Origin of the sequence: Actinomadura verrucosospora, assembly GCF_039540335.1 — a bacterium.
Lineage (GTDB): Bacteria > Actinomycetota > Actinomycetes > Streptosporangiales > Streptosporangiaceae > Spirillospora > Spirillospora verrucosospora.
The window spans coordinates 44,041-58,117 of sequence record NZ_BAABEV010000027.1 but is presented as its reverse complement, the minus strand read 5'-3'; the positions used below and the strand labels follow the sequence as shown (position 1 = coordinate 58,117).

Genomic DNA, 14,077 nt, shown 5'->3' with positions numbered 1-14,077 from the left:
AGCGTGACAAGACAACCGGCCCCGTTCCCTGGACAATGCACAGGCGACACTCAGGGGAGAAAGCGAATTCAAGCTGTGACAGCGACCATCAGCCAGACGTCCGACGGCCAGGGCCCCGGGCCCGCCCTGCGGCCCATCACCGAGCGCATCGCCGAGGAGATCGGCGTCCGCGAGGGGCAGGTGCGGGTCGCGGTGGACCTGCTCGACGGCGGGGCGACCGTCCCGTTCATCGCCCGCTACCGCAAGGAGGCGACCGGCGCGCTCGACGACGCCCAGCTCCGCGCGCTGGAGGAGCGGCTGCGCTACCTGCGCGAGCTGGACGAGCGCCGCGCCGCGATCCTGGAATCGGTCGAGTCGCAGGGCAAGCTCACCGACGAGCTGCGAGCGCAGATCATCACGGCCGACTCCAAGGCGCGGCTGGAGGACATCTACCTCCCGTACAAGCCGAAGCGGCGGACGAAGGCCCAGATCGCCCGCGAGGCCGGGCTCGAACCGCTCGCCGAGATGCTGCTCGGCGACCCGTCCCGCGACCCGCAGGCCGAGGCCGCGGCGTTCGTGGACGAAGAGAAGGGCGTCGCCGGCGCGGCCGCCGCGCTGGAGGGCGCCCGCGCCATCCTGGTCGAGCGCTTCGCCGAGGACGCCGACCTCATCGGCGCCCTGCGCGAGCGGATGTGGAACCGGGGGCGCATGGTCTCGCGCGTGCGGGACGGCAAGCAGGAGTCGGGCGCCAAGTTCTCCGACTACTTCGACTTCGCCGAGCCGTTCGCGAAGCTGCCCTCGCACCGCGTCCTCGCGCTGTTCCGGGGGGAGAAGGAGGAGGTCCTCGACCTCGACCTGGAACCCGAGGAGGCGGGGGAGGACCCGGCCGCGCGCAGCTCCTACGAGGTGGAGATCGCCCGCCGGTTCGCGATCGCCGACCAGGGGCGTCCCGCCGACAAGTGGCTGTCGGACGCGGTCCGGTGGGCCTGGCGCACCCGGATCCTCGTCCACCTCGGCATCGACCTGCGCACCCGGCTGCGGCAGGAGGCCGAGGACGAGGCGGTCCGCGTGTTCGCCGCCAACCTGCGCGACCTCCTGCTCGCCGCGCCCGCCGGCACCCGCACGACCATGGGCCTCGACCCGGGCCTGCGCACCGGCGTCAAGGTCGCCGTCGTGGACGCGACCGGCAAGGTCGTCGCGACCGACACGATCTTCCCGCACGAGCCGCGCCGCAGGTGGGACGAGTCGATCGAGACGCTCGCCCGGCTGGCCCGCGAGCACCGGGTCGACCTGGTCTCGATCGGCAACGGCACCGCCTCCCGCGAGACCGACAAGCTCGCCGCCGACCTGATCGCCCGGCATCCCGACCTCGAGCTGACCAAGGTCATGGTGTCGGAGGCGGGCGCGTCGGTGTACTCGGCGTCGGAGTACGCGGGCCGCGAGCTGCCCGGCATGGACGTCTCGCTGCGCGGCGCGGTGTCCATCGCCCGCCGCCTGCAGGACCCGCTCGCCGAGCTGGTCAAGATCGACCCCAAGTCGATCGGCGTCGGCCAGTACCAGCACGACGTGTCCGAGGTGAAGCTGTCGCGCTCCCTCGACGCCGTCGTCGAGGACTGCGTGAACGCCGTCGGCGTCGACGTCAACACCGCGTCCGCGCCGCTGCTCACCCGCGTGTCGGGCATCGGCGAGGGCCTCGCCGACAACATCGTCGCGCACCGCGACGCCAACGGCCCCTTCCGCAGCCGCGCCGGGCTGAAGGGGGTCCCGCGGCTCGGCCCGAAGGCGTTCGAGCAGTGCGCGGGCTTCCTGCGCATCCCCGGCGGGGACGACCCGCTCGACGCCTCCAGCGTGCACCCCGAGTCCTATCCCGTCGTCCGCCGGATCCTGGACTCCGCGGGCACGGACATCAAGTCCCTCGTCGGCAACACCGCCGTCCTGCGCTCGCTCAGGCCGGCGGAGTTCGTCGACGACACCTTCGGGCTGCCGACCGTCACCGACATCCTCGCCGAGCTGGAGAAGCCCGGCCGCGACCCGCGCCCGGCGTTCCGGACCGCCACGTTCAAGGAGGGCGTCGACAAGCTCGCCGACCTCGAACCCGGCATGCTCCTGGAGGGCGTCGTCACCAACGTCGCCGCGTTCGGCGCGTTCGTGGACGTCGGCGTCCACCAGGACGGGCTCGTGCACATCTCCGCGATGTCGGACAAGTTCGTCTCCGACCCCCGCGAGGTCGTCAAGCCCGGCGACATCGTCCGGGTGAAGGTCCTCGACGTCGACCTGCAGCGCAAGCGCATCTCGCTCACGCTGCGCCTGGACGACGAGCCGGGCCGCGACCAGCAGGGCGGCGGCGGTCGGCGCGGCGAGCAGCGCGAGCAGCGCGAGCAGCGCGAGGGCGGCGCGCGTCCGGGACGCGGCGGTCAGGATCGGCGCGGCCAGGGCCAGCGGGGCCCGGGGCAGCGCGGTCAGGAGCAGCGGGGTCAGGAGCAGCGGGGTCAGGAGCAGCGGGGTCAGGAGCAGCGGGGCCAGGAGCAGCGGGGCCAGGGCCAGCGGGGTCAGGACCAGCGCGGCCGGAACCAGCGCGGCGGGCAGCGCCGCGGCGGCCAGGGAGGCGGCGACTTCTCCGGGGGCGGCGCCATGGCCGACGCGCTCCGGCGCGCCGGCCTGGACAAGGGCCTCCCCAGCAAGGACAAGGGCCGCTCCGGCAAGAAGCGCTGACACCCGGCGACAGCGTTGAACGGCGTCCCCCGCTCGGCGGCGGGGCGCCGTTCAGTCGTCGCCGAAGCCGCGCCAGCGACCGTCCGAGCCCGTCTCGGTCGGGCGCCGCGGGCGGACGGGACGCCGCGGCTGCGGCGCCGCCTCGGGGGGAGAGGCCTCGGGCCGGGCGTGGGAACCCTCGCCGAGCGGGTCCTGCGCGTACGGGGAACGCTGCCGCGGCACCTGCGGAGCGTGCCGGTACGCCTGGCCGAGCCTCGGGCCGCCCAGCGCCGGCCCGCCGACCGCCGTGCCGAACGGGTCCACCGCGTCGGCGCCCTCCGCGGAGGAGCCGTCGGGCTCGTCCGGAATCGGCCGGTGCCGGGGGAACTGCAGGACGGCGACCGCGCCCAGCGCCAGCGCGCCCAGCCGCATCGCCGAGTGCGCCGCGTCCTGCGGCCACGGCTCCGCGTACAGGAACGTGCCCATGACCAGCAGGTAGGTCTTGGCGCTCACGGTCATCACGGTGGCCACGATCGAGACCCGGCAGCGCTGGAACGCCATGACCATGATCCCGAACCCGATGGCCGCGGCCAGCACCGTCAGGTACGGCCACGGCGTCGCGGCGATGCGCGGGCTCGTGGCGTGCGCGTCGTCGCTCCACCCTTTGATCGCCAGCTCGGCGGTGCCGACCGGGAAGCCCGAGCTCAGACCGTAGGCGATGCCGGTCACCGGGCGGGCGTGCCGGCCGTCGGGCCGGTGGTCGCCGAGGACCAGGATCAGCACCGGCACCAGCACCGCGGGGGCGACCACCGCGGCGATCTTCCACAGCGGCGCGTCGGCCGAGCCGATCGGCTCGTCTCCCCGCAGCGACGCGGTCAGCAGCAGGATCGCCCCGCCGATCAGCACCAGGCTGAGCCACTCGCGCGGGGTCAGCCGCTCGCCGAAGAAGACCAGCGCGATCAGCAGCAGCGGCACGATGCCCGACATGAAGATCGGTACGGCGGTGGACAGCGGCAGGTTGCGCAGCGCGAGGATCTGCAGGCCGAGGCCGCCGAGCACGATCCCGAGCGCGATCAGGAAGACCCAGTTGCTCACGATCGTCCACACCATGTGCGGGATGCGGTTGCCCCGGACGGGGGGCATCCGGTCCGCCGCGAGCTTGAACACGGCGAACCCGAGGTAGTAGAGACCGGTCGCACTGGAGGCCGCGGCTATCCCGTTCATCCCGGACGAGTATGGGGGTCCCGGTGCTCCATGTCACTGCCCGTACGGTGGCGCTGACTCGGATTCGCCGGGCTTGCGGGCCTCCGATGTCCGCAGCCGGGGCCGCGACCCCATAGACTTGGCCGCGCGAAGGCGCGGAGCCGTATTTCGGCGTGCCCGCGCCGCCGAGAGACTGACCGGCCGAGCACCACGGCGCAGCCCGCTGCGTGGAGGCCGAGGGCTCGCACGTAAAGAGGAAGAGAACGCGTCGAACGCCGCGGCCGAGACAGCGCCCGATCAAGGAGACCGACCCCAGTGAAGACCGATGTCGAGGAGCTGACCCCCACGCGGGTCAAGCTCACCGTCGAGGTTCCGTTCGACGAGCTCAAGCCGAACCTCGACAAGGCGTACAAGGAGATCTCGCAGCAGGTGCGGATCAAGGGCTTCCGGCCCGGCAAGGTTCCCGCCCCGCTGATCGACAAGTACGTCGGCCGGGGAGCGGTCCTCCAGGAGGCGGTCAACGACGCGCTTCCCGAGCTGTACGGCCGCGCCGTCGAGGAGTCCGAGATCTTCGTGCTCGGACAGCCTGACGTCGAGGTGACCGAACTGGAGGACGGCACCCAGTTCGCGTTCACCGCCGAGGTCGACATCCGGCCGAAGTTCGAGGTGCCCGACTACGACGGCCTGGAGGTCGTCGTCGAGGACGCCGAGGTCACCGACGAGCAGGTCGGCGAGACCATCGACAACCTCCGCGAGCGCTTCGCCTCCCTCACCGGCGCCGAGCGCGCGGCCGAGGAGGGCGACTTCGCCACCATCGACCTCGTCGCGCGGATCGACGGCGAGGAGATCGAGGACGCCTCCACCGCGGGCTACTCCTACGAGGTCGGCAGCAACTCCGCGATCGAGGGGCTGGACGAGGCCATCGTCGGCCTCGCCGCGGGCGAGGACAAGACCTTCACCGGCACCCTGGTCGGCGGCGAGCACGCCGGCGAGGAGGCCGAGATCACCGTCACCGTGCAGAGCGTCAAGGTCAAGAACCTGCCCGACCTGGACGACGAGTTCGCCCAGCTCGCCAGCGAGTTCGACACGATCGAGGAGCTGCGCGAGGACGTGCGCGTCCGGCTCGGGCGGCAGGTGAAGCTGCAGCAGCTGTCCGAGGCGCGCGACAAGGCCCTCGAGGCGCTCCTGGAGAAGGTCGACATCCCGCTTCCCGAGAAGGTCGTGGAAGAGGAGATCGGCCGCCGCAACCAGCAGCTGGAGCAGCAGCTCCAGATGGCCGGCATGACCAAGGACGACTACCTCAAGGAAGAGGAGAAGACCGCCGAGGAGTTCGACACCGAGGTCGCCGACGCGGCCCGCCTCGCGGTCAAGGGCGGCTTCGTGCTCGACCAGCTCGCCGTCCAGGAGGAGCTGAACGTCGAGAACGAGGAGCTCAGCGAGTACGTCGTCTCGCAGGCGATGCAGATGGGCGTGCAGCCGCAGCAGCTCGCCGAGTACCTGACGCAGAACAACCAGCTCCCGGCGATCGTCTCCGAGGTCCTGCGCAGCAAGGCGCTGAACCTCGTGGTCGAGCACGTCACGGTCAAGGACGAGTCGGGCAACGAGATCGACGTCGACGCCGTGCAGCGCGAGCTGAACGGCGAGACCGTCCAGGCCGAGGACGCCGGCGAGGACGGCGCCGACGTGCAGGCCGAGGGCGGCGCTCCGGAGGAGGCCCCCGAGGAGACGGCTGAGGCCGCCGCTGAGGAGACCCCGGCCGCCGAGGCTGCCGACGAGCAGGACGGCAAGACCAAGGACGCCTAGAGCTTTTCCTGGACGTCCACGAGGCACCGGGCACGCCCCGCATCCGTACGACGGGTGCGGGGCGTGCGCGTGAGCGGGGTCCGCCGGGCCGGATGCGAGGCGAAGATCGTCCGGAACCCGCGCGTCGCCCGGGCCGCGCCGGGTACGCCCCTGGCGAAAAGCCGGGCCCCCGGGCGTGAGTGGGCCCGTGAGCGCGTTAATGTCCAATCATCCGAACCGATTAAAAGGACCGGAGGAACACCCGGTGAGCATGCCTCCGACTTTCGACGAGTCGTCGCGGATCCAGGCGCGGGTCGCCGAGGCGCCCCTGTTGCCTCTGGGCGACCAGCTGTTCCAGCGGCTGCTGCGCGAGCGCATCGTCTTCCTCGGCCAGCAGGTCGACGACGACATCGCCAACCGCATCTGCGCCGAACTCCTGCTGCTGTCGGCCGAGGACGGCCGGCGCGACATCACGCTCTACATCAACTCGCCAGGCGGCTCCGTCACCGCCGGCATGGCGATCTACGACATCATGCAGTACGTCCCGAACGACATCGTCACGGTCGGCATGGGCCTGGCCGCCTCGATGGGGCAGTTCCTGCTGTGCGCGGGCGCCCGGGGCAAGCGCTACGCCCTGCCGCACGCGCGGATCATGATGCACCAGCCGTCCGGCGGCATCGGCGGCACCGCCTCCGACATCAAGATCCAGGCCGAGCAGATGCTGTACGTCAAGAAGACGCTCGCCGAGAAGATCGCCGAGCACACCGGCCAGGAGCTCGACCAGATCGAGCGCGACTCCGACCGGGACCGCTGGTTCACCGCCGACGAGGCCAAGGACTACGGGTTCGTCGACCACGTCGTGCTCAGCGCCAACCAGGTGCCCTCCGAGGGCCCCGTCTCCTGACGACCTCACAACGATTCGGAGGCACACAGTGAGCGACCTCATCCGACCCGGTTTCAGCGATATGGTCCGGCCCGCCGCGTACGCGGGCGGCTCTCCGAAGCCGGTCGACGACCGCTACATCATTCCGTCGTTCGTCGAGCGCACCACGTACGGGGTCAAGGAGATGAACCCGTACAACAAGCTCTTCGAAGAGCGGATCATCTTCCTCGGCGTGCAGATCGACGACGCGTCCGCCAACGACGTGATGGCCCAGCTGATCACGCTGGAGTCGATCGACCCCGACCGCGACATCAGCATCTACATCAACTCGCCGGGCGGCTCGTTCACCGCCATGACGGCGATCTACGACACGATGCAGTTCGTCAAGCCCGACATCCAGACCGTGTGCATCGGCCAGGCGGCGTCCGCCGCGGCGGTGCTGCTCGCGGCCGGGACGCCGGGCAAGCGGGCGGCGCTGCCCAACTCGCGGATCCTGATCCACCAGCCCGCGACCGAGGGCAGCTACGGCCAGTCCAGCGACATCGAGATCCAGGCCCGCGAGATCATGCGGATCCGCGATCTGCTGGAGTCGATCCTGGCCGAGCACAGCGGCAAGGGCATCGACGAGGTCCGCCGCGACATCGAGCGCGACAAGATCCTCACGGCGGCCGAGGCCAAGGACTACGGCCTCATCGACGACGTCTTCGCCAGCAGGAAGCGGAAGGCCGAGGTAGTGTCGTCCTGAGACGGCACGAGGACGAGGGAGTCCCCCAGCCCGGTCGTCACACTTCCGGGCGAGGGGCTTTCCAAGTCCGCTGGAGGCGGTAACGTCGAACCCGACGTCGTGAGCCTCCGGGACGCAGACCAGCTGCGCCGCATCCTCCAAGGCTGGCGGCCCCACGAAAAGGAGACGGTTGGGTGGCACGCATCGGCGACGGTGGTGACCTGCTCAAGTGCTCGTTCTGCGGGAAGAGCCAGAAGCAGGTCAAGAAGCTCATCGCGGGTCCGGGCGTGTACATCTGCGACGAGTGCATCGATCTCTGCAACGAGATCATCGAGGAGGAGCTCTCCGAGACCTCCGACCTCAAGTGGGACAACCTGCCCAAACCACGGGAGATCTACGAGTTCCTCGACTCCTATGTGATCGGGCAGGAGACGGCGAAGAAGGCGCTCTCCGTCGCCGTCTACAACCACTACAAGCGGATCCAGTCGGGTGACACCGGCCGTGACGACCTGGTCGAGCTGGGCAAGTCCAACATCCTGCTCCTCGGTCCCACCGGATCCGGCAAGACGCTGCTCGCGCAGACGCTCGCCAAGCTCCTCAACGTCCCGTTCGCCATCGCGGACGCCACGGCGCTGACGGAGGCGGGCTACGTCGGGGAGGACGTCGAGAACATCCTCCTCAAGCTGATCCAGGCGGCCGACTACGACGTCAAGAAGGCCGAGACCGGGATCATCTACATCGACGAGGTCGACAAGATCGCCCGCAAGAGCGAGAACCCGTCGATCACCCGGGACGTGTCGGGGGAGGGCGTCCAGCAGGCCCTGCTGAAGATCCTGGAGGGCACCACCGCCAGCGTGCCGCCGCAGGGCGGCCGCAAGCACCCCCACCAGGAGTTCATCCAGATCGACACCACGAACGTGCTGTTCATCTGCGGCGGCGCGTTCGCCGGCCTGGAGAAGATCGTCGAGTCCCGGGTCGGCAAGCAGGGCATGGGCTTCGGCGCGCAGATCCGCTCCAAGTCCGACTTCGAGGAGTCGTCGGCGGTGCTCGGCGACGTGATGCCCGAGGACCTGCTGAAGTTCGGCATGATCCCCGAGTTCATCGGCCGGCTCCCGGTGATCACCTCGGTGCACAACCTCGACCGCGAGGCGCTGATCAACATCCTCACCGAGCCGAAGAACGCGCTGGTGCGCCAGTACCACCGCCTCTTCGAGCTCGACGGGGTCGACCTGGAGTTCACCGACGACGCCCTGGAGGCGATCGCCGACCAGGCCATCCTGCGCGGCACCGGCGCCCGCGGCCTCCGCGCGATCATGGAGGAGGTGCTCCTGTCGGTGATGTACGAGGTGCCGAGCCGGCAGGACGTCGCCCGCGTCGTCATCACCCGCGAGGCCGTGCTGGAGCACGTCAACCCGACCCTCGTCCCGCGCGACCGCCCCAAGCGCGAGCCGCGGGAGAAGTCGGCCTGACCCCGCACGAGATCTGAACCGCACGAGAGCAGCGGGCGCCCACGCGGCACCGCTGCTCTCGGCGTTTCCGGCTAGGGGCGCGGCCGTCCTGCGGCCGCGCGGGACGGGTGGTTCCTGAGGGCGAAGTCGACGGTGTCCAGCGCCCACGCCCAGGACGTGTCGGCCGCGCGGGCCGTGTGGCCGAAGGCGCCCGCCAGCTCCAGGCTCACGTAGCCGTGGAACACGCTGCCGAGGAAGCGCACCGCGTCGGTCTGGTCGGGTTCGGGAAGGTCGTACCCGCGCAGGATCGCCCTCGTCATCTCCGCGTGCCGGGGCCCGGCGCTCGCCGCCGCCGTCTCCGGGTCGAGTTCGAAGCGGGCCGCGGCGTACCGTCCGGGGTGCTCGGCGGCGTAGGCGCGGTAGGCGCCGGCGCACGCCACGAGAGCGTCCTTGCCCGCGCGTCCCGCCACCGCGCCCGCGACCCTGTCGGCCAGTTCCTCCAGGGCCAGCAGGGCGACCCGCACTTTCAGCTCCCGCGCGTTCTCGATGTGCGCGTACAGGCTCGGGTCCTTGACGCCGAGCCTGCGCGCCACCGCCGACACGGTGAGCCGGTCGAAGCCGATCTCGTCGGCCAGCTCCGCCGCCGTCCGGGCGAGGCGTTCGGCGGTGATGCCCGCGCGTGCCATGGAACCTCCGGACCTAGAGCATCTTGGTGACTGCCTATTCATGTTAGGGAACGCGCGGACATGGCGAAGCGGCCCGCTGCGGCCCGCCCGAGTTCGCCGTCCATGCTTTCGAGCGCAGCAGCCATCACGTGGCCCTCACCCCGCTCGGCGGGGACCGCGTCGAGCAGCGACGCCGTCAGTGCGGGCACCGCGAGCGCTCCGCCGAGGCCGACCGGAACCATCAGCGCCGCCACCGTCTCCACCCGGGTATGCGTGCCGACCGTGGTCAGCGCCGCCAGGCCGGCGGTCCCGAGCAGTTGTCCCGCCGCGATCAGCACGCGCGGGCCGAACCGCCCAGCCAGCCGCGCCGAGGCCAGGTTCACCACGGCGACCAGTGCCGTCATCGGCACGAACAGCAGACCCGTGTGGAGGGCCGACTGCCCGCGCTCCTGCTGGAAGTACAGGCTGAAGGTGAACACCCCGCCGCCGAGGCCGCGGCCGATGTCCGGCAGCGCGACGGTGACGATCAGCGCGTCCAGCGAGATGAGGACGAAGCCCAGCAGGGCGGTGCCGAGCGCCACGGGGGATCCGCCCCGGGGCGCCTCCGGCACCGCGGCGCGCTCGTCGTTGGAAGTGGGGGACGGGGGCGTCATGAGGGCTCGCCAAGTCTCGATGATCTCGATACTGGTCTCGACCGGGCAGGGCGCGGTGCGGGCGAAGCGGGCGGCCGGTGCGTCGGCGGCCGACCGTCGCGCGACAGGCAAATGGGCGAGCCCTTGAACGGGACGCGTCGCATTGCGCCCCATCGACCGCGCCCCGTTGACGGCGGACGGCTCCGCCCGGGCGCCGGCGCTCACACGCTGGCATCTGGCGCTCCGGCCCGGCAACGCCCGAATTCTCAAGGCGCCTTTAGCGCGGCTAACAGCCCTTGGCCGGCTGCCGCCGTCGCCCGGCCGAGGCGTGCGCCGGTGAGGCCGCGCGTGCCGGGGAACCTCGTTCCTAGGGTAACTTGGTGGTTGCCTAATACTATTAGGAAATATGAGGGGGCAGGCATGACCGAGTGGATCACCACTCCCATCGACATGCGCATCGTGCGCGGCGCGCTCGAACTGGAGCGGACGGCACGCGGTGTGCTGCCGCACCGGCTGCCCCTCGCCGCCCGCGTCCAGTTCCACGACGAGTACATGGCGAGGACGGAGGAGCAGCCGTCGGGAGTGCGGCTGGCGTTCCGCACCCGGGCCACCGCCGTGGAACTGGACGTCCTGCCCACGAAGCGGGCCTACGAGGGCGCCCCTCCGCAGCCGGACGGCCTCTACGAGCTCGTGGTGGACGGGCGTCCGGCGGGCCGGGGCAGCGTGCCCGGCGGGAACCTGGCCGTCATCGACATGGCGACCCAGAAGGCGGTCACCAGGCCGGGCGAGCCGGGCACCCTCAGGTTCGCGGGCCTGGCCGCCGAGGCCAAGGACGTGGAGATCTGGCTGCCGCAGGTCGAGTCCGCCGAGCTGATCGCCCTGCGCGCCGACGCCCCCGTCGAACCCGTCCCGGACACCGGACGACCCGTGTGGCTCCACCACGGCAGCTCGATCAGCCACGGCTCCACCGCCGCCGGCCCCACCTCCACCTGGCCCGCGGTGGCCGCCGCCCGGGGCGGGGCGGATCTGGTCAACCTCGGCTTCGGCGGCAACGCGATGCTCGACCCGTTCACCGCGCGCGCCATCCGCGACACCCCCGCCGACCTGATCAGCCTCAAGATCGGCATCAACGTCGCGAACGCCGACGCGATGCGGCTGCGCGCGTTCGGGCCCGCCGTGCACGGCTTCCTCGACACCGTCCGCGAGGGGCATCCCGACACGCCGCTGCTGCTCGTCTCGCCGATCCTGTGCCCCGTCCAGGAGCACACGCCGGGCCCCCTGGCCCTCGATCCCGAGGGCCCGAGGCTGCGGTTCCGGGCCACCGGCGACCCGGCGGAGGTCGCGAGCGGGCGCCTGACGCTGACCGTCATCAGGGACGCGCTGGCCGGCATCGCCGCCCGGCGCGCCCAGGACGACCCTCACCTGCACTACCTCGACGGCCGGGCCCTCTACGGCGAGGCCGACTACGCGGAGCTGCCCCTGCCGGACGGGGTCCACCCCGCCCCCGAGACCCACCGCCTCATCGGAGAACGCTTCGTGGCACTCGTCTTCGAGAGCGAGCACGGAGCCTTCGCGGCCCGCTGAGCCAGGGGAGGGGCCCGGGCGCCCGCCCGGGTGCCGCTAGGCGGCCGGGCCGCCGGATATGTCGCCGACCAGCGCCGCGACCTCGTCGACGAGGGCCTTCTGGTGCGGCTGGAGGTCCTGGCCCGCCATCCCGGAGACGACCGGCAGGAACGGGTCGTCGAAGGGCTCGGCGCCGGCCAGGGTCTCGATGACCGCCAGACCGCAGAACGGCACGTACACCGGGTTGTAGCCGCCCTCGTGCGACATCGCGATCCGGCCGGAGCACACGTCCTCGGCGACGTCCATGAGCCGCCGCGTCATGCTCCGGTAGCCCACGGAGGTGAGCAGCTGCCGGGCCAGCGGGTCCATCGCGCTGCCGTCGAAGCCCGAGGCGACGAGGATGAGATCCGGGCGGAACCGCCGCAGGGCCGGCGCCACCACCTGGTCCATGGCGTACAGGTAGCCTCCGTCGCCGGTTCCCGGCGGCAGCGGGACGTTCAGCGCGTACCCGAAGCCGGCGCCGTCGCCGCGTTCGGTGAGCGCGCCGCTGTTCGGCGGGAAGCAGTTGTCCTGGTGCAACGAGATCGTGAGCACGTCCGGGTCGCCGTAGAAGAACGACTGCGTCCCGTTGCCGTGGTGGACGTCCCAGTCGACGACCGCGATGCGCCGCACGCCGAGGACGTCGCGGGCGTGCCGGGCGGCGATGGCGAGGTTGCCGAAGACGCAGAACCCCATGCCGCTGCCCGCGACGGCGTGGTGGCCGGGCGGGCGGACCAGGGCGTACCCGTTGGCGACGTCGCCGTTGACGACCGCCTCGACCATCGCGATGACGCCGCCGGCCGCCAGGGTCGCGATCTCGTGGCCTCCCTTTCCGAAGGGGCTGAAGCCGTCGCCGGCGTCGCCGCCCTTCGGCCACCCGCTCTCCGTCTTGATCCGCTCCAGATGGTCCCGGGTGTGGACCTTCAGGATCTCCTCCTCCGTGGCGTGCCGCGGCCGCACCCGCTCCAGCCGGTCGATGAGCCCGGACACGACGATCAGTTCGTGGATGCGCCGCTTGGTCTCGGCGTTCTCCATGTGCATGAACGGTTGCAGCCCGGCCGCCGGGTCCGCCCCGAACAGGCCGGCGTTCGATCCGGTGTCATGCCAGCCGAAGATCTCGTGGTACAGGTAGCCCGTGGTCATCGCTTGTTCCTCTTCCGGTGACGAGAGCGCTTTGCCCAGTGGAGGTGCCGGTCGCCGCAGGTCCGCCTGCGGGCCCGGTCGCGTTATGGGACCGCGGGCCGGGCGTCCGGGACATCCGTAGAACTGCGGAGTCGCCCGGCCGGCGCGGGAGCGGCCCCCGCCCGGGGCCGGGGGGCGTGCGCGGCTTCGGATCGTGACGCCGGAAGATCTTGTCCGGGCGCCCGTCCGCGCCATAGATTCGGGGCTCTCGTCGTGGTTCGCTGCCCGACCGCGCGCGGCCAGGAGGTGCCATGCCCACATATCGGCATGTCGCGCTCGCGGCCGAGATCGGGATGCTGGTCCACGAGCCCGACGCGGCCCGGGCGCGCGGGGAGATGCTGCGCCTGCTGAACGAGGTCCTGGACGGCGACGCCGCGTCCCTGATCGCGGTCGACCCGTTCGACGGGAAGCACCGCCAGGTCGCCGGGGTCGGCTACACGGCCGAGACGGCGCGCTCGCTGGCCGTCGACTTCGCCCGCACCCCCTGGTTCGACGACGTGCTCAACGCCGATCTGCCCCCGTCCATCTCCGAGGAGCCGAGCCAGAGCTTCCGCCGCGGCTGGTTCTACGAGGAGCACGTGGAGCCCGCGGGATTCCGGGACGGCATGACGGGGGCCCTGCGGCACCAGGGGCGGTACGTGGGCCTCGTGCACCTCTCCAGCGGACGGCAGGGGGCGTTCGACACCCGGGGACGCCGGCTGCTCGCATCCGTCATGCCCGCGCTGGCCGCGGTGGCGGATGTGGCAGGGCGCGCCGTCCACGCCGGCGGGGTGCGGCCCTCGGATCGCGTCGCCCTCGTGTCCGGCGACCGGATCGTGCCGGTGCCGGAGCGGGAGCGGCCGCAGGTGCTGGAGGATCGCGCCTTCCGGGAGGTCGTCGCGGAGTTCCGGGAGTCGGGCGGCCGGCGGCTCCGCGCCCTCTGGCCCCTCGACCGGGCGTGGCACCGCGTCGGGCTGCTCTCACCCGAGCTTCCCGTCCGCCTGCCGGGGGCGGTGCTCGTCCACGCGCGGCCCGCCGTGGTGCCGTACGGACTGACCGGCCGCGAGGTGGAGGTCCTGACGCGCCTGGCGATGGGGATGTCCAACGACGTCATCGCCCAGCAGTTCTTCCTGTCGCCGCGCACGATCCACAAGCACGTCGAGCACGTCCTGCAGAAGACCCGGACGTCGAGCCGGACCGAGGCCGCGGCGCTCGCCGTGCGCGAGGGCATCCTGCGCCCCGTGCCCGGACTGCCCCGGCGCGCCGGGGTGCGGGCCTTCCTGACCCGTGCGGGCGGTTGACCCGCG

The 14,077-nt window shown here is 71.7% G+C and carries 11 protein-coding genes; 7 read left to right on the top strand and 4 right to left on the bottom strand.

Annotation, left to right across the window (positions count from 1 at the left end; genetic code table 11):
• The first annotated feature begins 75 nt into the window (after nucleotides 1–75).
• Nucleotides 76–2,691 (top strand): Tex family protein, encoded by a 2,616-nt coding sequence (locus ABD944_RS26170; protein ID WP_345180877.1) that lies wholly within the window; start codon nucleotides 76–78, stop codon nucleotides 2,689–2,691.
• 51 nt (nucleotides 2,692–2,742) lie between these two features.
• Here ABD944_RS26170 and ABD944_RS26165 read toward each other — a convergent pair whose 3' ends face one another.
• Nucleotides 2,743–3,894, bottom strand: coding sequence for an EamA family transporter (locus tag ABD944_RS26165; RefSeq protein ID WP_345180875.1), 1,152 nt, complete (start codon nucleotides 3,892–3,894; stop codon nucleotides 2,743–2,745).
• 294 nt (nucleotides 3,895–4,188) lie between these two features.
• Between ABD944_RS26165 and tig the strand changes: the two genes are divergently transcribed.
• The 4 genes from tig to clpX all read left to right on the top strand — a co-directional run bounded on the left by tig (nucleotide 4,189) and on the right by clpX (nucleotide 8,731).
• Nucleotides 4,189–5,676, top strand: coding sequence for a trigger factor (gene tig / locus ABD944_RS26160; RefSeq protein WP_345180873.1), 1,488 nt, complete (start codon nucleotides 4,189–4,191; stop codon nucleotides 5,674–5,676).
• A 250-nt stretch (nucleotides 5,677–5,926) separates the two neighbouring features.
• Nucleotides 5,927–6,559, top strand: a complete 633-nt coding sequence (locus tag ABD944_RS26155) for a ClpP family protease (RefSeq protein WP_345181000.1) — start codon at nucleotides 5,927–5,929, stop codon at nucleotides 6,557–6,559.
• Nucleotides 6,560–6,620: 61 nt separating this feature from the next.
• On the top strand, nucleotides 6,621–7,283 hold the full coding sequence (locus ABD944_RS26150) for an ATP-dependent Clp protease proteolytic subunit (RefSeq protein ID WP_185034410.1): 663 nt from the start codon (nucleotides 6,621–6,623) through the stop codon (nucleotides 7,281–7,283).
• A gap of 173 nt (nucleotides 7,284–7,456) precedes the next feature.
• Nucleotides 7,457–8,731 carry an ATP-dependent Clp protease ATP-binding subunit ClpX gene (clpX, locus tag ABD944_RS26145; RefSeq protein WP_149261596.1) on the top strand — a complete coding sequence of 425 codons (1,275 nt, stop codon included), beginning with the start codon at nucleotides 7,457–7,459 and terminating at the stop codon, nucleotides 8,729–8,731.
• A gap of 71 nt (nucleotides 8,732–8,802) precedes the next feature.
• Here the strand turns inward: clpX and ABD944_RS26140 are convergent, their stop codons facing one another.
• Both ABD944_RS26140 and ABD944_RS26135 read right to left on the bottom strand, forming a co-directional pair.
• On the bottom strand, nucleotides 8,803–9,396 hold the full coding sequence (locus tag ABD944_RS26140) for a TetR/AcrR family transcriptional regulator (protein WP_345180869.1): 594 nt from the start codon (nucleotides 9,394–9,396) through the stop codon (nucleotides 8,803–8,805).
• A 38-nt stretch (nucleotides 9,397–9,434) separates the two neighbouring features.
• Entirely contained in the window at nucleotides 9,435–10,232 is a 798-nt protein-coding gene (locus ABD944_RS26135) for an MFS transporter (RefSeq protein WP_345180867.1), read from the bottom strand.
• 195 nt (nucleotides 10,233–10,427) lie between these two features.
• Here ABD944_RS26135 and ABD944_RS26130 point away from each other — a divergent pair, with 195 nt between their 5' ends.
• On the top strand, nucleotides 10,428–11,591 hold the full coding sequence (locus ABD944_RS26130; RefSeq protein WP_345180865.1) for a GDSL-type esterase/lipase family protein: 1,164 nt from the start codon (nucleotides 10,428–10,430) through the stop codon (nucleotides 11,589–11,591).
• A 36-nt stretch (nucleotides 11,592–11,627) separates the two neighbouring features.
• Here the strand turns inward: ABD944_RS26130 and ABD944_RS26125 are convergent, their stop codons facing one another.
• Nucleotides 11,628–12,752, bottom strand: a complete 1,125-nt coding sequence (locus tag ABD944_RS26125) for a class II histone deacetylase (protein ID WP_345180863.1) — start codon at nucleotides 12,750–12,752, stop codon at nucleotides 11,628–11,630.
• Nucleotides 12,753–13,042: 290 nt separating this feature from the next.
• Between ABD944_RS26125 and ABD944_RS26120 the strand changes: the two genes are divergently transcribed.
• Nucleotides 13,043–14,071, top strand: coding sequence for a response regulator transcription factor (locus tag ABD944_RS26120; protein ID WP_345180861.1), 1,029 nt, complete (start codon nucleotides 13,043–13,045; stop codon nucleotides 14,069–14,071).
• Nucleotides 14,072–14,077: the final 6 nt, after the last annotated feature.